The sequence below is a fragment of the Cytobacillus gottheilii genome (assembly GCF_018582665.1).
GTDB lineage: Bacteria > Bacillota > Bacilli > Bacillales > Cytobacillaceae > Cytobacillus > Cytobacillus gottheilii.
Genome location: NZ_CP071709.1, coordinates 1749244 through 1771558 on the forward strand (window position 1 = coordinate 1749244; position 22315 = coordinate 1771558).

At 38.1% G+C, this 22315-nt stretch carries 22 protein-coding genes; 15 read left to right on the forward strand and 7 right to left on the reverse strand.

Translation table 11 applies throughout. The features are described from left to right. The first annotated feature begins 55 nt into the window (after positions 1 to 55). Positions 56 to 820, forward strand: a complete 765-nt coding sequence (gene fadH / locus J1899_RS08705; RefSeq protein WP_066447133.1) for a 2,4-dienoyl-CoA reductase — start codon at positions 56 to 58, stop codon at positions 818 to 820. 219 nt (positions 821 to 1039) lie between these two features. On the opposite strand, the gene J1899_RS08710 is transcribed toward fadH, so the two are convergent. Further along, positions 1040 to 1792 (reverse strand): C39 family peptidase, encoded by a 753-nt coding sequence (locus J1899_RS08710; protein ID WP_214478429.1) that lies wholly within the window; start codon positions 1790 to 1792, stop codon positions 1040 to 1042. A 157-nt stretch (positions 1793 to 1949) separates the two neighbouring features. On the opposite strand from J1899_RS08710, the gene J1899_RS08715 reads away from it, so the two are divergent. The 3 genes from J1899_RS08715 to J1899_RS08725 all read left to right on the forward strand — a co-directional run bounded on the left by J1899_RS08715 (position 1950) and on the right by J1899_RS08725 (position 4342). Further along, positions 1950 to 3161, forward strand: a complete 1212-nt coding sequence (locus J1899_RS08715; protein ID WP_066447127.1) for an EAL domain-containing protein — start codon at positions 1950 to 1952, stop codon at positions 3159 to 3161. Positions 3162 to 3238: 77 nt separating this feature from the next. Further along, positions 3239 to 3475 carry a hypothetical protein gene (locus tag J1899_RS08720; protein WP_066447125.1) on the forward strand — a complete coding sequence of 79 codons (237 nt, stop codon included), beginning with the start codon at positions 3239 to 3241 and terminating at the stop codon, positions 3473 to 3475. Positions 3476 to 3694: 219 nt separating this feature from the next. After that, positions 3695 to 4342 (forward strand): DUF3993 domain-containing protein, encoded by a 648-nt coding sequence (locus J1899_RS08725; protein ID WP_214478430.1) that lies wholly within the window; start codon positions 3695 to 3697, stop codon positions 4340 to 4342. A 40-nt stretch (positions 4343 to 4382) separates the two neighbouring features. On the opposite strand, the gene J1899_RS08730 is transcribed toward J1899_RS08725, so the two are convergent. Next, on the reverse strand, positions 4383 to 4625 hold the full coding sequence (locus J1899_RS08730) for a glutaredoxin family protein (protein WP_066447119.1): 243 nt from the start codon (positions 4623 to 4625) through the stop codon (positions 4383 to 4385). Positions 4626 to 4982: 357 nt separating this feature from the next. Here J1899_RS08730 and J1899_RS08735 point away from each other — a divergent pair, with 357 nt between their 5' ends. The 6 genes from J1899_RS08735 to J1899_RS08760 all read left to right on the forward strand — a co-directional run bounded on the left by J1899_RS08735 (position 4983) and on the right by J1899_RS08760 (position 11150). Continuing rightward, positions 4983 to 5219: a YkuJ family protein gene (locus J1899_RS08735; RefSeq protein WP_066447117.1), complete on the forward strand. Its 237-nt coding sequence runs from the start codon at positions 4983 to 4985 to the stop codon at positions 5217 to 5219. Between the two features lie 692 nt (positions 5220 to 5911). Further along, positions 5912 to 6364, forward strand: coding sequence for a cyclic-di-AMP-binding protein CbpB (gene cbpB, locus J1899_RS08740; RefSeq protein ID WP_066447114.1), 453 nt, complete (start codon positions 5912 to 5914; stop codon positions 6362 to 6364). A 160-nt stretch (positions 6365 to 6524) separates the two neighbouring features. Further along, complete coding sequence (locus J1899_RS08745) at positions 6525 to 8021, forward strand: MDR family MFS transporter (protein WP_214478431.1); 1497 nt, start codon at positions 6525 to 6527, stop codon at positions 8019 to 8021. A gap of 179 nt (positions 8022 to 8200) precedes the next feature. Then, positions 8201 to 9085 carry a transcriptional regulator CcpC gene (ccpC, locus tag J1899_RS08750; RefSeq protein WP_281420689.1) on the forward strand — a complete coding sequence of 295 codons (885 nt, stop codon included), beginning with the start codon at positions 8201 to 8203 and terminating at the stop codon, positions 9083 to 9085. A gap of 102 nt (positions 9086 to 9187) precedes the next feature. Continuing rightward, positions 9188 to 9898, forward strand: a complete 711-nt coding sequence (gene dapD / locus J1899_RS08755; RefSeq protein WP_214478432.1) for a 2,3,4,5-tetrahydropyridine-2,6-dicarboxylate N-acetyltransferase — start codon at positions 9188 to 9190, stop codon at positions 9896 to 9898. Positions 9899 to 10022: 124 nt separating this feature from the next. Next, positions 10023 to 11150, forward strand: coding sequence for an N-acetyldiaminopimelate deacetylase (locus J1899_RS08760; RefSeq protein ID WP_214478433.1), 1128 nt, complete (start codon positions 10023 to 10025; stop codon positions 11148 to 11150). 51 nt (positions 11151 to 11201) lie between these two features. On the opposite strand, the gene J1899_RS08765 is transcribed toward J1899_RS08760, so the two are convergent. Next, complete coding sequence (locus J1899_RS08765; protein WP_281420690.1) at positions 11202 to 12038, reverse strand: mechanosensitive ion channel family protein; 837 nt, start codon at positions 12036 to 12038, stop codon at positions 11202 to 11204. Between the two features lie 312 nt (positions 12039 to 12350). On the opposite strand from J1899_RS08765, the gene J1899_RS08770 reads away from it, so the two are divergent. From J1899_RS08770 to J1899_RS08780, 3 genes are all read left to right on the forward strand, one after another. Beyond that, positions 12351 to 14105 (forward strand): ABC transporter ATP-binding protein, encoded by a 1755-nt coding sequence (locus J1899_RS08770; RefSeq protein WP_214478434.1) that lies wholly within the window; start codon positions 12351 to 12353, stop codon positions 14103 to 14105. An 11-nt stretch (positions 14106 to 14116) separates the two neighbouring features. Then, on the forward strand, positions 14117 to 15934 hold the full coding sequence (locus J1899_RS08775; RefSeq protein ID WP_214478435.1) for an ABC transporter ATP-binding protein: 1818 nt from the start codon (positions 14117 to 14119) through the stop codon (positions 15932 to 15934). A gap of 169 nt (positions 15935 to 16103) precedes the next feature. Continuing rightward, positions 16104 to 16763: a potassium channel family protein gene (locus J1899_RS08780; protein WP_066447095.1), complete on the forward strand. Its 660-nt coding sequence runs from the start codon at positions 16104 to 16106 to the stop codon at positions 16761 to 16763. 48 nt (positions 16764 to 16811) lie between these two features. Here J1899_RS08780 and rnjA read toward each other — a convergent pair whose 3' ends face one another. Beyond that, entirely contained in the window at positions 16812 to 18479 is a 1668-nt protein-coding gene (gene rnjA, locus J1899_RS08785) for a ribonuclease J1 (protein WP_066447092.1), read from the reverse strand. A 3-nt stretch (positions 18480 to 18482) separates the two neighbouring features. Then, positions 18483 to 18695, reverse strand: coding sequence for a DNA-dependent RNA polymerase subunit epsilon (locus J1899_RS08790; RefSeq protein ID WP_066447089.1), 213 nt, complete (start codon positions 18693 to 18695; stop codon positions 18483 to 18485). A gap of 839 nt (positions 18696 to 19534) precedes the next feature. On the opposite strand from J1899_RS08790, the gene J1899_RS08795 reads away from it, so the two are divergent. Then, complete coding sequence (locus J1899_RS08795) at positions 19535 to 20305, forward strand: Cof-type HAD-IIB family hydrolase (protein WP_214478436.1); 771 nt, start codon at positions 19535 to 19537, stop codon at positions 20303 to 20305. A 39-nt stretch (positions 20306 to 20344) separates the two neighbouring features. Here the strand turns inward: J1899_RS08795 and def are convergent, their stop codons facing one another. Beyond that, a complete protein-coding gene (def, locus tag J1899_RS08800) occupies positions 20345 to 20899 on the reverse strand; it encodes a peptide deformylase (protein WP_066447082.1) in 555 nt (184 codons plus the stop codon). Between the two features lie 146 nt (positions 20900 to 21045). Further along, positions 21046 to 21186 (reverse strand): YjcZ family sporulation protein, encoded by a 141-nt coding sequence (locus J1899_RS08805; protein ID WP_082851694.1) that lies wholly within the window; start codon positions 21184 to 21186, stop codon positions 21046 to 21048. Between the two features lie 248 nt (positions 21187 to 21434). Here J1899_RS08805 and J1899_RS08810 point away from each other — a divergent pair, with 248 nt between their 5' ends. Beyond that, the gene (locus J1899_RS08810; RefSeq protein WP_214478437.1) at positions 21435 to 22106 is read left to right on the forward strand and encodes a YkyA family protein; all 672 of its coding nucleotides are present in this window, start codon (positions 21435 to 21437) and stop codon (positions 22104 to 22106) included. The last annotated feature ends 209 nt before the right edge of the window (positions 22107 to 22315 follow it).

Here is a 22315-nt window from a genome sequence, read left to right on the forward strand (position 1 = left end):
CATTAAAATGATAAAATCGATAATGAATACTCATTCATTTTGAGGAGGGAGTCTATTGGAAAAAAAGGTTGTAATTGTCACAGGCGGATCAAACGGTATGGGAAAATATATGGCAAAACGGTTTGCCGAGGGAAAAGCATATGTTGTTATTACTGGAAGAGATGCTGATAGATTAGAGACAGCAAAAAAGGAAATAGAAACTTTTCCAGGACAGATTCTTACGGTTCAAATGGACGTCAGAGAACTGGATGATGTTAAGCGTATGGTAAGTGAAACAGACAAGGCTTTTGGAAGAATTGATTTTCTTGTTAATAATGCAGCGGGAAATTTTCTTTGTCCAGCAGAAAAGCTTAGTGCCAATGGCTGGAAAGCTGTGATCGATATTGTTTTAAATGGAACTTTTTATTGCTGCAGTGAAGTGGGGAAGTATTGGATTGATAAAGAAATGAAAGGGGCCATTACAAATATGGTTGCTACATACGCTTGGGACGCAGGACCAGGAGTAATTCATTCCGCTGCTGCTAAAGCTGGTGTACTATCGCTCACTCGAACGCTTGCGGTTGAATGGGGCAGGAAATATGGAATGCGCATTAATGCAATTGCCCCAGGGCCAATTGAACGAACTGGAGGAGCAGATAAGCTCTGGGAATCAGAGGAAGCTGCTCATAGAACGATCTCAAGTGTTCCTCTGCAGAGACTTGGAAAACCAGAAGAAATTGCCGAGCTTGCTTACTTTCTATTTTCAGAACACGCCGCATATATTAATGGAGAATGCATGACAATGGATGGTGGTCAGCATCTTAATCAATATCCATTTTGATGGACTTCTTCGTTAAGAAAGCGAGCCGGTCCAGAGACCGGCTCGTTTTTTTGATTGTCGATCTTCAGCGGCAAGCCGCCTCCGCTTTTCTTGATGTCTAGCTCCGGCGGCTAGGGACTCGAGGTCTTAAGCCAATCCAGTCCAAAGGTCAAAGAACGACCTTTCGCCTGGCTCGTCTTAAGCTTGTCGTCCCTGGGCAAGCCGCCTCCGCTTTTCTTGTCACCAGTAGCTAATTGCTCTTGATTGGAGGGCTTTCCAGGAGGCTTCAAATTGTTTTTTGTTGACTTTTACTCCTTTTTTTCCGGAGAGTGGGTCATTAAGGTATACATGCTGCTGATCGAATCCAGTTAACACTACAGCATGCAGGTCTAATGGTGTTTTAATGGTTTGCTTATGATGTTTCCATGATTCCCACCGGTCTGGAAGCTTATAGTCGCCAGTTGTCCATACGACGGCTGGATAACCTTTACCGACATGATCTAACACTTTCTGAAATGGTTGTTTAGTTAAATTGACAGCATGACCAGGCAAGTATTGATTCACTAAATTTTCAATTGGACCATCAAATACCGCATATCCTGCTGTACGGCCCGTCATATCCCCTACAAAACCTTTACCTGGATCTCCCCAATGAGTTATGTTATTTCTATTTTTAACAAGCTGATCTGGATCTTTACTTACGTTCTTATACAATTCCATTTTATTCGTCTTAACACCTGCATATTGAAGCATCATGGCTAAGCTTGTTACTTCGCAGCCGTATTTTAACTCAGGGTTCTGTTTGATTAAAGGCACATTTAAGCTGATCTTTTCTTTGGATTGAGCTGTTTTTTTATTTCCCATAGGCTGCGGGTGTAGCTCTTTGTTCTGCTGTTCGGCTTTAGGCTTTTGCAGCTCCTCAGAGGCTGTTTCTTTGTGTCCGCAGGCAAGCAAAGGGATAAGAAGGATTAGGACCAAAAAGATTCTACGCATTCATATAACCTTCTTTCTATTTTGCTTATCTTTATTTTGTGATGTGGTGTAAGATCTATAAGTGTAACCTGCTGGCAAATTGGCTCTTAATTGCTTCTATAATAAGGCAAGAAATATATGGTATAATTATGAATTATTGATTGAAAGGAGGGCTTTCATGGACCCATTAGAAATCATTGCAAATGTAAAATGTGTTTTCCCCTTTTTTCAACCGATCTTTAGTGCGGATGAACATCGAATTATTGGCTATGAAGTGTTAGGGAGGTACAGAAGTGAACAAGAGGTTGTAAGCTTAGGACCCTTTTTTCAAGACGAGACTATTCCAGAAGAATATCGACTTGAGGTTGATAATGCTGTTTTAAAAAAGGCGCTTGATAAATCACTTTCTCTTGAGGAAGATGTCTTATTGTTTATTAATCGGGATGCAGATTTGATCATGTACGATCATGGAGAGCAGCTTTTAGATATCCTCTTGCAATATCAGGAGAAAGGCTTTTCCCTAAACCGAATTGTTATTGAAATAACAGAAAAGAATTATTCAGGAACTATGGATCATCTTGATCATCTTTTAAATTATTATAAAACCTATGGGATTAAAATAGCGGTGGATAAATTAGGTGCTGATAGTACTCAGCTGGACAGAATTGGTCAGTTGGCACCGAATATTTTAAAGGTGGATTTAAAGGCGCTGCGTTCAAATACTGTTCAGCAGAGCTTTCATGATATTCTGTACAGCATTTCTTTACTATCACGGAAGATTGGAGCTACCCTGCTGTTTGAAAATATTGAAATGGAGTTTCAGCTGCAGTTTGCATGGCGAAATGGTGGTAGGTATTATCAAGGATTCTATCTGCAGCAGCCTTCACCAGATTTCATCGATCGAGATATTTTAAAAACAAAGCTTCGGCAAAAATGCCATCAATTTATCTCCTATGAAAAGAAAAAGCTTGAATCTTTTTATCAGTTTACAGATCAATTTAATCAGCGCATGCAGCAATTTGTAGGTAAAAATAAGAACCAGCTTCAAAATGATTTGCTAATGGAGCTGGCAGAGCGCTTAAAAAATATCGCCTTTCGATTATATATTTGCGATGATGAAGGTTTTCAGCAATCACCAAATATCTTTTATAGTGATAACCATTGGCAGGTGCAAAATGAATATTTGCACAAAAATTGGAGCTGGCGCCCATATTTCCTTGAGAATATTATGAAAATGAAAAGCATAAAAAAAGGAATTCTGTCTGATCTTTACACGGACATTGAGACAGGGGAGATGATTAGAACCTTTTCATATCCGCTAAGAGAAGACGAGTATGTATTTATTGATATATCTTATTCTTTTTTATTTGAACACGAGGGACTCCTTTAATCTTGTCGTGAAAGAATATTTTTTTTTCTTCCGAGGAACGTTAATAGTATAAGCAGCTTTCTCGGAAGGGGAGTATCATGAGCACGTTTATTTTAATTTTACTGGGAATTAGTATTGGTATCTTGGGTTATGGACTTGTGTCAACTATGATGCTGACTAAACAAAAGGCACACGATTCCGGAAACGACGGAAGTATTCCGGATGAAGTGAAAAAGCGACCTTATTTGCGGAATCCAATCTTTCTTACTTATATGATTGCAGCAGCCATTACCATCATTTTAATTGCCTATTATGCATTCTCATTGAATTGGTAAGGACCTATAGAGGTCCTTATTTTATTTTTAGACGATAAATAGAGTGCTCTTAGCCATTCTTTCAGCATCTCTCACTGTCAAACTGTGATTAGACAAATGTCACTTAGGGTAAATTGTCAGCGTATCTTGTCAGTATTTTGGGCACGATTCAGTGTAATAAGCGATGATCTTATTGGTAAAATGAGGGTTAGAGGTCCTATGCCGGGAAAAAGGGGGATTATGATGTACAGGCTAGGTAAGAGTTTATGTATTTGCCTTTTATTATGTCTATCCATGTTTTCAATGACCGCCTATGCTAATACCGATCGAGAGGAAGTTTTCAAACACCTTCAAAATGCATTTGAGGCACAGATATCATTGGGCGGAGAAGAGCGTTCCTTAGAGGAAGTAAGAGCGATTTTAGCACCATATTTTACTCAATCTGCTGAGAAGCTATTTTTAGATGAAAATCTCTATGAAGAGAATGATTTATATTTTACTTTAGGAACAGATAACCCTTTTTATTATATTCCCGACTTCTCATATAACCAGGAAACAAAGATAGCAGAAGAAAACGGGCATTTGTATGTCTATCAATTTTTTCCTGCTGTCTACGAAGGTCCTGTGACATATGAGGACCGCTATGATGGAGTTATTCTGACAGTTGAGGATGACAGCTATAAAGTGTCTGATTTTCTATATAATATTGATCCTTCAGAGCTTCCAGGAGAGTCAGAAGGCGAGCAAAAAAACCAAGACCAGAACAGATTTCAACAGTTATATACATTAATGCCCATTTTGGCGGAAACAGGAATAGCACCGTTTTCAAGCGGGATAAAGACAGGACTTTGGTTGCTGTCAAATGAAAATGGAATACTTTATAAATAGATCCATGAAACATCCGGGGTCAAAAAGTTATCCCGGATGGTTATTTTTCCTCAATCTTTAGAACTTCCATAAGCCTTTCAAGGTTAAAACCTGTAATGACTTCTTCACCTATGACAAGTGTTGGTGTCGAATAAGATTGATATACCTCCATTAATTCTTTCCTTGCTCTTGAATCTGATTTAATATCTTTTAATTCAAAAGAGAAACCATATTCCCTTAAAAAGGTTTTTGTGATTTCACAAGGGGGACAGTCAGGCTGTGTATAAAAAATAATATTGGTCATTTCTAACCCTCCGTTTTTTGTATGAAGTGTGATGGATAAGAGCAAAATAAATGTTGTTCAGTTTACAATGAAAGTGTAACAATTGCAGCAGCTGCAAAGGCTGAAACTCTTAACAATTGTATGATGTTCCTTTTAGAAATGCAATAAATGAAGCATCGTTTGAATTGCCGGAATAATTTTGTTTTAATGAATACGAATCTTTTACTTGTATATTAACAGCTATTTACTTTATTCTGTTAATATTGGTATGTAGATCGTACCGTTTTAAAAATTCTGATTGAATTTCCTTCAGGATAGAAATATGCCAGAAGAGAAACCTATAGCAGAAAAGGTTTTTGTTTGGAAAGGAGAGAGAAAATGTCACAGCTTCAAGGAATTTTAACACGTCTGAAAAATCTTCAAGAACAATCAGTTGGTGGCGAGCCAATGCAAAGATTTTTCGAAGTGAATGGTGAGAAAAAGTGCCAAGTAACATATCATCCTAAAAATGAGACGTATGAATTAGAAGTATACAATGATAAAGAAAAGCCAAAGAGATATCAATTTGATAATATTGATATGATTACCATCGAAGTATTTGATCTTATTCAATAAGTACGATTGTACATAGGAGCCGTTATGGCTCCTTTTTCTATGGTTTCATTCTCATAATTTACATAGAGCAAATACATGAAAATGGGTGAATTATGCCACCATAAACAGTGAGGTGAAAAAGATGCTGCCAAAGGTTCAATGTCCAAAATGTCATACAGAAGCTGAACTGGATCAGGTGCTAACAGCACAATCTAATCAAAATGTTATCTATCGCTGTCAAAACTGCTCTTATGAATGCAGGGATATTCATACGAGCAAAGGGTAAAATTATTTTGAGTTCGCGAAAAAAGTATTTAACACACCCAGAGAACCAAATGGTTAGGAAGTTGTCTTTCTAATCATTCGTTTTTATAGGATTAATAAATATTTTTTATTAACATGAGTGAAATGGAGCGGAGGACCCTCAGGCTCTGGAGGGAAATAGAGGAAAGGCTGAGACCCCGCAGGCGTGCCGAGGAGGCTGCTTCCTCGCCTCGGAAAGCGAGAGTCCGCAGCGAAGGTGGAACGGACTTGTTTAAATACTCTAACCAAGATGTTAAATATTCGTGTTTCAGAAATATTAATTTTGTTTTGTCCCAGCTCTTTTAGAAAAAGATCACTGGAATTCATTATTCATCCTGCATAAAATAGAAGCGGTGTTTCTGAACTTATGATAAGATGAAGATATAACATTCATTGAGGAGTTTTCATGTATGGTTAGTCTTCAAAGTGGTGAATTTTTACATATTAACATTAAAGATCTGATGATTCCATCTGAACGAGTGGCTCATGTTCAGATCGGAAACAATGTAGAGCATGCTCTGCTTGTTTTAACAAAGAGCGGCTATTCAGCCATTCCTGTACTGGATCCGCATTACAAATTACACGGGTTGATCAGTACACCTCTTATTATGGAGTCAATTCTGGGTCTGCAAAGAATTGAATTTGAGAAGCTAGAGGAAAAACGAGTAGAGGAAGTTATGAATCAGCATATCCCTCGTCTGAATTCTGATGCATCCTTTCATCAATCACTTGCTTTATTGGTCGATCATCCATTCATTTGCATTGAAAATGATGAGCAGATTTTCGAGGGGATTTTGACACGAAGAGCGATCCTCGATCAGTGGAATAAACAGCTTCGGCGTCAGCTCAAAAATAATCGTTAATTTGATTTTTTTCTGAGCAGTTTTTTATGATTGGATAAAATCTAAAAAAAAATTTGATCTTCATTTAGCTGATCGCGTTTGTTAGCTGCTTCTTCATATAAGCAGCCCATTTTTGTGAGGAAATATTTGAAAGCGCTTTAAGCCTGATGGAGGTGAAGTTATGCAAAATGCAAAAACGTCAGGCAGGAAAACGCATAGGCCGTTTGTTTTAGCGTCGGTTATGCTTGCTATGTTTATGGGGGCGATTGAAGCGACCATTGTTTCAACTGCCATGCCTGCAATAGTAGGTGATTTAGGCGGCTTTTCATTGTATAGCTGGGTTTTTTCAGCTTATTTATTAATGAATGCTGTAACAGTTCTAATTTATGGAAAGCTTTCAGATTTATTTGGCAGAAAACCGATATTATCTATTGGAATTATCATATTTTTAATTGGTTCCATTTTATGCGGTTTTGCAGAATCCATGACTAGTTTAATCATTTTCCGCCTTATTCAAGGATTCGGGGCGGGTGCCGTTATGCCGATTGCAACGACGATTGTAGGGGACATTTACTCAAAGGAAGAAAGAGCGAAGATTCAGGGGTATCTTTCAAGCGTTTGGGGAATTTCAGCGGTTATGGGTCCAGCCATAGGCGGCTTGCTTGTTGAGTTTGTCAGCTGGCGCTATGTATTCTGGGTCAATATCCCTTTAGGAATCCTGGCGATTGCTGGATTGTGGTTCTTCCTGCATGAAAATATTGAAAAGAAAAAGCATCAGATTGATTATCCAGGAGCTTTTTTATTAACGATCTCAATTACTGCTCTTATGGTTGTCCTTGTTGAAGGAGGAACCAATTGGGCTTGGCTTTCCTTCCAGGCAATAGGGCTTCTGACAGTTTCACTGGCCTGTTTTATTCTATTTATTCTGCAGGAGAACAAAGCAGCAGAACCTATGATGCCATTAAGTATTTGGAAGAATCGCCCTATATTTATAGCCAATATGGCTTCGCTCACAACAGGTGTAATGCTCATTGGCATTTCAAGCTTTCTTCCAGCATTTGTACAAGGTGTTATGGAGAGATCGCCTATAGTTGCTGGTTTTGCTTTAACATCCATGTCGATTGGCTGGCCGATTGCCTCTGCGGCGGCAGGGAAGCTCCTTTTAAAAATTGGTTTCCGGAAAACGTCCGTTTTAGGCGGGTTCTTTTTAATCGGCGGCAGTATCCTATTTGTTACTCTTACACCTGAAGCAGGTCCGCTATGGGCCGCTGCCGGTTCCTTTTTTGTTGGAGCAGGCATGGGGTTAACAAGCACTAGCTTTATTGTATCCATTCAAACTGCAGTAAGCTGGCAGCAGCGGGGAATAGCTACAGCGTCAAATATGTTTATGCGAAACCTGGGAAATACAATTGGTGCAGCCCTTTTAGGCGGAATCCTGAATAGCCGGCTCATTGATTATATTCAAAGCAGCGGCAATCAAGAGCTTAACGATTCTTCATTAGATGCTGCTAATGTGCTTTTAAATGAAGAACAAAGAAATGCTCTGCTGCCAGATGTAAAAAGCATTTTGCAGGAAGGGCTCACATTATCCCTTCATTCCGTTTATATGGTTGTATTGTTATTTGCCATTATTAGTTTTGCATTTATTTTAGCATTGCCCAAAAAAGATATATCGTAAGCTGGATTAAATGTTTTGCAGCCTTTTGAAACCGAACGAATAGCAGATTTTTTTCGATCTGTCTAAACGTTCGGTTTTTTGCTGCCATCAAGAATCCTGCCGGTTTGAAAAATGCATTAATGAAATTTTATCGCATTTGTTATATAGTATAAGTACAACTTATAGAGAGGGTGGTGAACTTGTCTTCATTATCCGAATTTCATATGCTTTCTGTTCTAGCGCAAGAAATGAATATGAGAAAAGCGGCTGAAAGGCTTTTTGTTTCTCAGCCTGCCTTATCACAAAGACTGCAGAATATTGAAAAGGAATGGGGAAGCAGGCTGTTTGTCCGCTCACCTAAAGGATTGTCCTTAACACCAGCAGGAGAACTGATTATTACCTTTGTAAATGAGGTAATTGATGGGGAAGAAAAGGTGCGGGAATCCATACATGCACTGAATTCTGAAGTCTATGGAACTTTAAAAATTGCAGTGGCTTCTATCGTCGGACAGAATTGGCTGCCGCAGGTGCTGAAAAAATTTGTGACCAGATATCCACAAGCAAAAATCTCGCTAATAACTGGATGGAGCAGTGAGATTTTGAAATCATTATATGATGATCAAGCACATATCGGCATCATCAGAGGCACACCTGATTGGAAAGGTGTTAAAATGCATTTATTTAAAGATAGTCTTTATCTCGTGGATAGAGAAATTACAAGCCCCGAACAAATCTTTCAAACAGACCGGCCGTTTATTCAATTCAAAAGTGATTCTAACTATTATCAGGAAATACAGGACTGGTGGCTGCGGAAATTTAAAACTTCTCCTAAGCGTACAATTGTTGTTGACCAGATTGAAACATGCAAGCAAATGACCTTCAATGGCATTGGCTATGCAATTTTGCCTGCGATTACGCTGGATGGACAGGAAGAAAACATTTTTAAAATACCGCTGCTAGATGATCATAGTGAACCTATCAAACGTGATACATGGCTGCTTGGCTACGAATCGGCTTTTCAGCTGAAACAGGTTCAGGCTTTTGTGGAAATCATTAAAGAACATATCGCGGAAGAAGGTCATTAAAATCAAGGTTATTTCTTTGATGTTCTTGCTTGTTTTCAATCCTTTTGTTTGTTAAAGTAATGCTTGTATACATATTGTTATTGAATTTAGGAGGATTTTTACATGAAAATGATGGATGCAAACGAGATTATTTCTTTTATCCAAAATAGCACAAAGTCTACACCTGTTAAAGTGTATGTAAAAGGTGATTTAGAAGGCATTGATTTTGGTGCTTCTGCTAAAACGTTTATAAACGGCAACAGCGGAGTTGTATTTGGCGAGTGGAGCGAAATCAGCTCAAGCCTTGAAGCGAATTCCGGTAAAATAGAAGATTATGTTGTAGAAAATGACCGCCGAAATTCTGCCATTCCATTACTGGATATGAAAAATATTAAAGCGCGTATTGAACCTGGTGCTATCATCCGTGATCAAGTTGAAATTGGCGATAACGCGGTTATCATGATGGGTGCTTCTATTAATATTGGAGCAGTCATTGGTGAAGGAACAATGATTGATATGAATGTTGTCCTAGGTGGAAGAGCCACTGTAGGAAAAAATTGCCACATTGGAGCTGGTTCTGTATTGGCAGGCGTGATTGAGCCGCCATCTGCTAAACCAGTTGTAGTGGATGATGACGTTGTCATTGGTGCAAATGCTGTTGTGCTTGAGGGAGTAACAGTCGGAAAAGGTGCGGTTGTTGCAGCAGGCGCGATTGTTATTGACGATGTTCCTCCATATACAGTTGTTGCAGGTACTCCTGCAAAAGTCATCAAAGAAATTGATGAAAAAACAAAATCAAAAACAGAAATTAAACAAGAACTTAGACAACTATAAGAAATGTATAAAGCGCGGAGCTAATTTCCGCGCTTCTTACTTATCTGCTTCAATAGCTTTTTATAAGGCTAATCTTAATTACCTTTACTTAGAATGAGAATACAAGTAACTGGAGGAATTGGGTTTGAACACTGCTAATCAGTACATACAAATTAGACGGGATCTCCATAAAATACCCGAGATTGGATTTCAAGAATTTAAGACACAAGCTTATCTCCTTTCTTATCTCCAATCACTCCCACAAGAACATATCGAAATAAAGAAATGGAAAACAGGCCTATTTGTAAAGATTAAAGGAATAATGCCAGATAAAACAATTGCCTATAGAGCAGATATTGATGGCTTGCCAATCACTGAAAATACAAATCTGCCATTTTCTTCAGAGCATGAAGGAATGATGCATGCATGTGGACATGACTTTCATATGGCGATTGCTTTGGGTCTAATCAGCAACCTTGTTCATGAACGTATTAATGATGATCTCTTATTTATTTTTCAGCCGGCAGAGGAAGGTCCTGGAGGGGCAGAGCCTATGCTGGAGTCAGATGAAATGAAGGAATGGTGGCCAGATATGGTTTTAGCGCTCCATATCGCACCTGAATACCCTGTAGGAACCATTGCAACCCGGGAAGGGCTGTTATTTGCAAATACATCAGAGCTTTTTATTGATCTAAAAGGAAAAGGCGGACATGCTGCCTATCCGCATCAGACAAATGATATGATTATCGCTGCATGTTCGCTCGTTAGCCAGCTTCAAACGGTTATTTCCCGTAATGTGGATCCACTTGATAGTTCAGTTATTACTATAGGTAAGATCACAGGAGGAACAGTTCAAAATATCATAGCCGAAAATGCAAGGCTGGAAGGAACGATCCGTACCCTATCCCCAGAATCCATGAAGATTGTTAAAAATAGAATCGAAAGTCTTGTAAAAGGTACAGAAGCGGGGTTCCAATGTGAAGCTGTTATTGATTACGGAAGTATGTATCACCAGGTTTATAATCATTCTGCTTTAACCTCTGAATTTATGAAGTTTGCAGAAAATAATACTGATATGGAAGTAATCGAATGCAGGGAAGCCATGACAGGTGAAGATTTTGGCTATATGTTAAAAGAGATTCCAGGCTTTATGTTCTGGCTAGGAACGAACTCTGAATACGGTCTGCATCACGCAAAATTGAATCCTTCAGAATCAGCTATTGATGTCGCAATCACTTTAATTGAGAAGTACTTAAGATATAAAGGGGTATAAAAAAGCTGCCGAAAAAATTCGGCAGCTTTTTTTAAATGTACGCAAGATCGTTTATTGACCTGGCTTAGGTGCTGGATGATTCTTCATTTCTTCTAACGTGTTGCTGAAGATGGTTTGCAATTCTTTTTCAACAGTTCCTTTTTCCGTATTCACCGTTTTAGCAATGACACGCAAGACTAGCTTCGAACTGCCTGGTGCTTGTACAGCAATTACATTGGGACCTTCTAAAATTAATTCATTATCTTTTGCATATTCTTTTGCCGCTTTTTGAATGGCTGCCATCGTTTCTTCAAGATAATTTTCGTACGTTACAATCATGTCAACTAATGCATTCATAGTACCGCGGGAATGGTTGCTGACCGTTGTAATGGTACGGTTTGGAATATAATACAATGCCCCGTCAAAACCGCGCACTTGTGTATTTCTCAAACCTACCTGTTCGACAATTCCAGAAAAGGTGCCAATCGTTACATAGTCACCGACATCAATCTGCTTTTCAATTAAGATGAAAAACCCAGTTACAACGTCACTGACCAGTCCTTGAGCACCAAATCCAATTGCTAATCCGAGTACACCTGCACCAGCTAGAATCGCAGTTGCTTCAATGCCGAATAACTGAAGTACGGTAACAATAAAGACAAATAGTAAAATATAATTCAGTATGTTTTGAGTTAAGCTTTCAAGAGTTTTTGCTCTGCCAACCGAAATGCTTTGCTTCAGCTGAATCTTGCTGAACATTTTTGCAATAAGTTTGTTGCCTGCTGCCTTCACAATGGCAAACACGATAAATACCGCCGCCACCTTTAAGAGAATCGTTAAAAGTGAGAGAAGAATCTGTTCCCAATTGATCTGGTTAATTTGTAAGCTGATATCATTCAAAAAATCCAAATTATAACACTCCTTAATACATAGGGATTATATCAGATACCAATTTTAACGCAAGAATATCGCGAATGCAAAGGGTAGGTGCTGAATCTTTCCTAAACACACCCTACTTTAAAGAAGTGAGTAGAAAATATAAATGAGCTATCATACAGTTGGTAAGAGAAAATACTGCACCATTAAATGAGAAACATACACAGTTCAAGTTTTCTTAATCTTTCCACAAAAAGGGGTAGTAATTTATTTCGAAACCCGTTATATTTAGTATTACGTTCTTTAATTTTTGAAAATTTTTAATTGTGTGAAGGAGGGGGCTTCTTGGAGACTTTTAAAAAATTGAAGGAACATTACTGGCCTTATAAACATTATTTTATTTGGTCGATCGTGTTTTTATTTGTTGTGACGGCAATAACCGTTGTTTATCCAATGATTTTGCAGCTGACAATTGATGAGGTTGTATTAAAAGGTCAATATGATTGGATACCCATTTTAGCTTTTGGTTTTGTGGGGATTATGGTGATCAAAGGGATTGCTACTTATATTCATCAATACACAGGTGATCTGTTTGGAATTTCCTCTGTCTATAAGCTGAGGAATGCGCTGTACGAAAAACTGCAGTTTTTGCCGTTCCGTTACTACGATAATGCAAAAACAGGCGATTTAATGTCAAGGCTAACTGCGGATGTAGAAGGTTTTCGCTTTTTCTTATCCGTTGGGTTTGCCGAATTATTAAGGTTTATTTTATTAGTAGGAATAAGTTTTTCTGTTATGCTGTATTATTCTATTCCATTAACCATTGTCACACTGATTACCTTGCCATTTTTGGCTGTTGTCACTTTTAAATTTGATAAAGCAGTTCATCCAGCTTTTCGAGGCATTCGTAAATCCTTTGGAAGGCTGAATACAAAGGTGCAGGAAAACATTAGCGGTATCAATACGGTAAAATCCCTGTCCCGAGAAGGTTTTGAAATTGATAAATTTAATAATTCCAATGGTGAATACAAAGGGAAATACTTATTTACGGCTAAAATATGGGCAAAGTATTTTCCGCTGATGGAGCTGCTCGGCAATTTGAGTATCGTTTTATTACTTGCTTATGGGGGATACCTGGTCATTACCGATAGTTTAACATTGGGAGAACTTGTTGCCTTCTATAGCTTGCTTGGCTATATTATGTGGCCGATTATGAATTTAGGCTTTACCGTAAATCTGTTTTCTCAAGCAAAAGCATCAGGAGAGAGACTGCTTGAAATATTAGAAAGTGAAAATGAAATTGAGAATGGCAATGAGGCTGTACAGGTAGAACGATTTAAGGGAGAAGTTCAATTCAAAGATGTTTCACTGCAATATTCATCTGAAGATAAACAGGCATTAAATAATGTTTCATTTTTTGCTGAACCTGGCAAAGTGATCGGGCTTATCGGATCCACAGGTGCCGGCAAAACTACATTAACTCAATTAATGACCCGCTTCTATGAGCCAGGTGAGGGAGTGGTGCTGATTGACGGAAAAGATGTAAAAGAGTATTCCTTAAAATCACTTCGGCATAATATCGGATTTGTTCTTCAGGAGACCTTCTTATTTTCTTCCTCCATTAAGGCCAATATCTCGTTTGGAAGACCAGATGCAACAATGGATGAAATTATCGATGCTGCTAAGCGTGCGCAGGCGCATGACTTTATCATGGAACTTCCGGAGGGTTATGATACCATGCTCGGTGAACGGGGAATGGGGTTATCTGGAGGCCAGAAGCAGCGGATTGCGATTGCAAGAGCCATATGCGTGGATCCAAGCATCCTAATCCTTGATGATGCCACTAGTGCTGTTGACATGCAAACAGAGTTCCAAATTCAAAAGGCTCTAAAAGAAGTAATGAAGAACAGAACAACCTTCATTATCGCTCACCGTATCTCATCGCTAAAACATGCAGATGAAATTATTGTTCTTGAAGAGGGCAGGGTTGCTGAAAGAGGTACTCATGAACAATTGATTCAAAGAGAGGGACCATATAAAAGAATATATAATATTCAATATAAGGATCTTGAAACTGTATTACAGTCACAAACAGGCTAGGAGGTGTGCATATGAATAAACAAAAGAAAGAAGCCATTCTATCACGTTTTCAATACTCATCAGAGGATGTAATTGAAAAACCATTTAACTGGAAGCAGATGCTCCGATTGTTCAGCTATTTGAAACCATACCGAAAAAAATTACTGCCATTATCGATTATAATGGTCATGATAAATACAGCTGTCCGATTGGCCATTCCGATTTTAATCGGGGTATACACACTTGATCAAGCGCTTGCTGAAAAGGATGCGTCACTGTTAACAACCCTGGTTAGTGTGATTCTTGCCTTATACCTTTTATCCTACGGAGCAAACTATTTTCGTATAAAATGGATGAACACGCTGGGGCAGAATGTGATTTACGATTTGCGGAAGCATTTATTTACACATGTACAGACACTATCACATCGGTTCTTTGATCAGCGATCCGCGGGTTCCATTTTAGTAAGAATTCTCAATGATATCAATTCACTTCAAGAATTATTTACAAATGGAATTATCAACCTGCTGATGGACATGATTCTTCTCGTCGGAATCTTTGTTATTCTGTTTACGCTCAGTCCAGAGCTTACATTGGCGGTTATGGTGATCCTGCCCATCATGTTCTTTATTTCTACTTCCTTGCGCAGAAATATAAGAAGATCGTGGCAAACCGTCCGATTAAAGCAATCAAAATTAAATTCCCATTTAAATGAAAGTATTCAAGGCATTCGTGTGACACAATCCTTTACACAGGAAAAAGAAAATATGGTTTTTTTCGACGGAGTTAATACCGAGAATTTTTCAAGCTGGAAAACAGCTTCGCGAAAAAATGCCATGTTTCGCCCGCTTGTCGAGCTGACAAATGCTATCGGTACTGCGGTGCTGATCTGGTTTGGTGCATCCCTGATTCAAAGCGGTTCATTGTCAATTGGTGAGTTTGTCTCTTTTGCTTTTTATTTAGGCATGTTCTGGGAACCGATTGGAAGACTTGGAATGGTCTATAATCAATTATTAATGGGAATGGCTTCTTCTGAAAGAATCTTTGAATTTTTAGATGAAAAGCCGATTGTAGCTGAGAAATCTGATGCCATCTCGTTTAAAGAAATGAAAGGGCATATTGAATTTGAAAATACTGTCTTCTCCTACAATGAAAAAAGAAAGGCTCTTAAAGGCATTAATTTAGAAATGAACGCTGGCGAAACCGTCGCATTAGTTGGCCATACAGGTTCCGGTAAAACAACGGTTGCCAACCTAATCAGCAGGTTTTATGATCCAACTGGAGGTACAGTTAAAATTGACGGTGTGAATTTAAAGGATGTGTCCTTAGCCAATTTGCGCAGCCAAATTAGCATTGTGTTACAGGATACCTTTATTTTCTCAGGAACCATCGGGGATAATATCCGTTTTGGAAAGCCGGATGCCACAGAGAAGCAGGTAATTGATGCTGCAAAAGCAGTAGGAGCACACGATTTTATCCAGCGTCTTCCGAATGGATATGAAACAGAGGTTGAGGAGAGAGGAAATATTCTATCAGTAGGTGAGCGTCAGCTTCTATCCTTTGCCAGAGCGTTACTGGCTGATCCGCGCATCTTAATTTTAGATGAAGCAACAGCCAGTATTGATACTGAAACAGAAGTGCGTATTCAAACTGCGCTTAAAAAGCTTCTGCAAGGCAGAACAGCGATTATTATAGCCCATAGACTGTCCACCATCCGTGATGCTGATAAAATTTTTGTACTAGATCATGGTGAAATTTTAGAAGAAGGCTCACATGATGAATTAATGGAGCAAAAGGGTCATTATCATCAATTAGTGAAAGCCCAATTTAATATGCTTGATGCTGGTTAAAAACATAAAGCTAAGGAAAGCTGCAGAGCTCCTTAGCTTTTTTTATGCTTCCTAAGCTCATGCTGGTTCGTAAGCAGTAATTTAGCGTATGTAAACTATTTTCCTGGTGGTTTGTGTGTGCTAGAATGATTGGTATGATATAAATCTGTGAATAGGTGGAGGATTTTCAATGAAGAAAGAGTTTGCTGTTATTGGTCTGGGCCGTTTTGGCAGCAGCATTTGCAAGGCGCTCGCGGAGGAAGGCATGGAGGTTATGGCAATAGACATGGATGAAGATCGTGTCAATGAGTTCTCAATGATTGCTTCACATGCAGTTGTCGGTGATACAACAGATGAAACGGTCATTAAGAGCCTTGGAATCCGCAATTTTGATCACGTAATCGTTGCGATTGGTGATAATATTCAGGCTAGTATTTTAACCACATTAATCCTGAAAGAGGCTGGCGTTAAGAAAATAACAGTGAAAGCGCAAAATGATTATCACGAAAAGGTACTTAGCAAAATTGGTGCAGACTTTATCATACATCCAGAAAGAGATATGGGACGCCGAATTGCACATAAGCTTGTATCCAATAATGTTCTTGATTATTTAGAGCTTTCAGATGAGCACAGCATTGTTGAAATCGTTGCAAATGAGCGAATTAGCGGCCATACTATTATAGATTTAGATATCCGCGCAAAATACGGCATTAACATAGTTGCTATTAAAAGAAGAGAAGAGATCATTGTGTCGCCTCAGGCGAATGAAAAAATTCAGTATAATGACATTATGATTGTCATTGGAGCAGATATAGATATCAACCGATTTGAAAAGAAACTTCTCGGTTAATCGAAAAAAAGGCAGAAATCACTTTTGATGTGATTTCTGCCTTTTGTTTTAAACTTCCATGATAATAGGAAGAATCATTGGACGTCGTTTTGTTTTTTCGTATAAGAATGGTGCTAGTGTATCTGTGATTTCATTTTTAATCTCAGACCATTGTGTCGTTTTCCGTTCCATCACCTTGTTGAGATGCTTGGAGATTAAGCTTTGAGCATCATTGATTAGATCTCCGGATTCTCTCATATAAACAAATCCTCTGGAAATCAGGTCAGGGCCAGAAGCGATTTTAAAGTCTTTCATGTTAATGCTGACAACGACTACAACTAGTCCTTCTTCAGAAAGGATACGGCGGTCACGCAGTACAATATTGCCGATATCTCCAATTCCGCTTCCATCGATATAAACAGAACCAGATGGCACTTTACCAGCTACTTGAGCGGTATCATCACTTAAAGCCAATACTTCACCATTATCCATGATAAAGCAATTTTCTTCTTCTACACCACAATCAACAGCTAATTTAGCATGCATTTTTTGCATTCTATACTCACCATGAATCGGCATAAAGAATTTAGGTTTAATAAGGCGAAGCATAAGTTTTTGTTCTTCTTGTCCACCATGACCGGAAGTGTGAATATCGCTAAGTTTGCCATAAATAACTTCTGCACCTGCACGGGACAGTCGGTCAATAGTTCTGCTGACGCTAATTGTATTGCCAGGGATCGGAGAAGAAGAGAAGACCACTGTATCGCCTGGATTAATTTGAATCTGACGATGTGTGCCATTTGCAATTCTTGAAAGAGCAGCCATTGGCTCTCCTTGGCTTCCTGTACAAAGAATCGTAACTTGGTTTGCCGGCAAACGGTTAATTTGCTGTGCATCAATGAACGTATCCTTTGGAGCAGTGATATAGCCAAGGTCTTGTCCGATATTAATAGCTGCTTCCATACTGCGTCCGAAAACAGCAATTTTTCTTCCGTTTGCAACGGCCGCTTCCGTCACTTGCTGCAGACGGTGAATATTTGATGCGAAGGTAGCAAATATAACTCTTCCTTCAACTTTTCTGAATATATCATGAATGCTTTCGCCAACACGGCGCTCAGACATCGTGAATTCTGGAATTTCACTGTTAGTACTGTCAGATAATAAACATAATACGCCTTCCTTGCCAATTTCAGCCATCTTTGTTAAGTTTGCTGGTTCACCAACAGGTGTAAAATCAAATTTAAAATCTCCAGTATGAACAATTTGTCCAGGAGGTGTTTTCACAACAATTCCATATGAATCAGGAATGCTGTGAGTCGTTCTGAAGAAGGTTACAGATGTCTTTCTGAATTTAATAATATCGTCTTCTTTAATTTCATGAAGTTTAGCCTGACGCAATAGACCATGTTCTTCAAGCTTGTTTCGAATAAGGCCTAATGCAAGCTTGCCGCCGTAGATAGGAATGTTCAATTGTCTTAATAAATAGGGAACGCCGCCAATATGATCTTCATGTCCATGCGTAATAAATAACCCTTTAATTTTATCTTCGTTTTTAACTAAATACGTATAATCTGGTATGACGTAGTCAATGCCAAGAAGTTCATCTTCAGGGAATTTTATTCCAGCGTCGATCAAGATTATTTCATCTTGGAATTGTACAGCATACGTGTTTTTGCCAATTTCGCCTAGACCGCCAAGAGCAAAAACAGCTGTTTGATCATTTTTTACAAATTTCATATATTATTCAATCTCCAATACTTTAAAGTCTTCGTTTTGTTTTTCAAACTCAAGATACGAACCATCCACAGCTGCAACAAATTCAATATTGTATGGGCGTTTCTTTAATTTAGAACGGACGTCTCGTTCTGATTCGCCTTCTACAAAGATCGTTTTTGTTTTCTCGCGAACGGGAACCTCTTTTGCTAATTCTTGAAAATAAACTTTGTAAATCATAACATTCTCTCCTTCATCCGGTGTTCTTTTTTATATGATAAGAAAGGTAACTTTCTTAGCGGCAAATGAAATATTGCTTTTAATTTTTTTTATAATCAATAATCTCCTAAGGAAGCACTGCATGCTTTTAGGGATTTATCATTCATTTATATTTATTTCAATACCCAATATATAGGTTCATTATGGCATATAATTAAAAGTATGTAAAAAAACGTACTGATAACCAATTTACAATAATGAAGGAGCCCTTCGCAAGTTTGAAGGGCTCAAATTTAAGCGATTGTTTTTTTACGAAGCATATCTCTCCACTGTTTCAATAGCTTTTTCCTTAGCTTTTTCAACATTGTGGATCATCTCCTTATTTCTATTTTATACGATCCTTGTCCTTTGTAAAGCGAACATGTCATTGTTTTAGAAAAATATGTTAGTGCTTATGGCATATCTTATATATCAGGATATAATGTCTGCGGTCAGGCTTCCGTCTACTTTAGTCTATGTTTTTATTATGATGTTAAAGTGCCTGATTTATGAATATAAAAAACGTTAATTGACACAGCAGGGTTATGGGGGTAGTGTTTACGTGAAAGGTTTGTTCAGAAAGTCTGCTGTAATTGTGAGTAGCTCGGTTGGGCCAAAACGGTTAAGACATAGAATAATCGAACATATTCATATATGTAATGTGAAACCTTTTAACCTTGTTTTCGTACATATCATCACTTTTATCATATAGCGTCAGGCACTGCCAAAAGTGATACATGCATTTATTTAGGAAGAATTAAGAATTAAGGCTGTACAAATATTATGGATACAGTACTAAAAAAGAGAGGGAGTTTGGACATTTGAGTAAAATAGTTTTTTTTGATATTGATGGGACTTTGCTTGATCATGAAAAAAAATTGCCAATAAAAACGAAAGAGGCTATTAAACAGCTTCAGGAGAATGGAGTTTTTGTTGCTATTGCAACTGGAAGAGCTCCTTTTATGTTTGAGTCATTAAGAGAAGAGCTGGAGATTGATTCATTTGTGAGCTTTAATGGTCAATACGTAGTCTTTGAAAATGAACCGATTTATAAAAATCCACTAAACATAGAAAAAATTGAAGAATTATTGCAAAATGCGGAACACCTGGGGCATCCGCTTGTCTTTTTAAATGAAAAGACGATGAAATCCAATGTTGAACAACATTCATATATAGATGAAAGCATGGGAAGCTTAAAATTTCCTCATCCAGCCCTTGATACTAACTTCTACAAGGAAAACGAGATATATCAAGTAAATGTGTTCTGCAAAAATAAAGAAGAAACTGGATATGTATCGGACTTCCCAGAATTCCATTTTATTCGCTGGCATGATTTGTCTATTGATGTTTTGCCTGCTGGAGGATCAAAAGCGGAAGGAATCGCCAAAATGATCGAACGGCTTGGGTTTAAAATGGAAGATGTATATGCATTTGGTGACGGTTTAAACGATATAGAAATGCTTAAAACGGTCGGAAACGGTGTTGCTATGGGAAATGCTGTTCCACAGCTGAAGGAAATTGCAAAATACATAACAGCTGATGTCGATCAGGATGGCATTTGGAAAGGCTTAAAAGAGATGAATTTAATCTAAACACAAAAAGAAAACTTGCCATGCTGGCAAGTTTTCTTTTTATCTCTCGATAGGAATGGCATCCTCAATCGGTTTAAGCGGTTCATTCTGATCAATATGATCGTAAAACATAATGCCATTTAAATGGTCGATTTCATGCTGAAATACAACGGCAGGAAGACCTTTTAGCCTTAGCTTAATCTCATTCCCATCAAGGTCATATCCTTTCACGGTTACGCGGGCGTAGCGCGGCACAAACCCTGGGATATTCTCATCCACAGACAGGCAGCCTTCACCAGAAGTGATATAGGACTGCTCCACTGAATGGCTGATAATTCTAGGGTTGAAAAGAGCATAGCTGAATAATTCTCCGTTTGGATCGGTAGTATGCACAGCAATCATTCGTTTTGAAATATTAATTTGAGGTGCTGCAAGTCCAACCCCTCCGCGTAACCCGTACCTTGCAGAAATTTCAGGATCCTGACTATTTTTAACGTACTCTAAAAGACTCGATAAAATTTCTTTATCTTCTTGTGCAGGTGGAAGCTGTACTTCCTCTGCCACTTTTCTTAAAGTCGGATGTCCATCACGTATGATATCGGTCATTGTAATCATGTACTTCACTCCTGTTGAACTTATGTATGAAAATAGTCTATCAAACAAAACAGCAAATGTTAATAAAACAGTTGATGTTTATCATATAAAAATTGTGGAACAAATAGGAGACAGCTCAATTAAGAGCTCTCTCCCGTAAAAATGATTTAGAATTTCCAGCAAGAACAGCCAACAATGATCAAAAGAATAAACAATACAACAATCAAAGCAAACCCTTTGCCATAGCCTGAACCAGCTACATAACCTGGGTAAGAACAACCATATCCGTATCCGCCATATCCATACATGAAGGATAACCTCCCTAAAGTAGAATATCGTCCACATCTGCAGTGCTTTTTAATATTTATTATCGGACGATTAATATAGCCTATGTATGATGTGTTCTGTTTGTGTAGGCCCGTGCCTAAGGAATAAATGAAAAGAGTTCAGCATAGATTGTGATAGGACAAGCTTTATATTGTAAAATTGATACCAGAGTATTTGCCAAATATACCAACAGTAGATATAGTAAGGAATGAAGTTAGGGGGATTATAGATGAATAAATTAAAATCGGGAATGTGGATCAGTGTCCTATTGATGAGTATGGTGCTTTTATCAGGCTGTTTGAATTCTGAAACACCAGCTGAAAAAATGCACACTGTACTAGAAGATGCAGTTGCGGCCGAAAAAGGATTTGAAGAACAGCAAACCCCGCTTGTTGAACTGGAAAAGCAAGAAAAGGAACTGTATGATCAAATTATTGCCTTAAGTATGAAGGAATTTGAAGAAATTCAAAAGTTATCAGATGAAGCACTCGCATCTGCCGATCAGCGTGAAGAGCATATGAACGAAGAAAAACAAAGCATCGACGCTTCTAAAGAAGAGTTTCAAAAGATCCCTGATCTTATTGAAGAGATGGAAGAAGAAGAGTTGAAGAGTGAAGCACAGCAATTATACGATACGATGATGGACAGATATGAATTGCATGATACGTTGTATAATCAATATTCCGAAGCATTAAATAATGATAAACAATTGTATGAGCTTTTCAAAACAAAAGATCTGCAATTAGAGCAATTGGAAGAGCAGATTACTTTAATTAATGATTCATATGAGCAGGTCCTTGAGACGAATAAAAAATTCAATGAAAAAACAGCTGATTATAATGAAATAAAGTTATCTTTTTATCAGGCAGCTGGACTAAATGTAAATACAGAAGATGAATAAGATAATAAAAAGTCTTAGTATATCAGTCAAATAAAGAAGCCCGGAACATTAGATGGATATTTCCTTAATATCTGCATAATGTTCCGGTTTTTTTTGTGCATTTATATAGGAATTTAACTAAACCGCTATTGACCCTTAAAGAACATCTTTCCTGGGAGGAGCGAGTGCGATTTTAAAGCACTGTTGCCTGCCGGAGAGATAATAGCCTT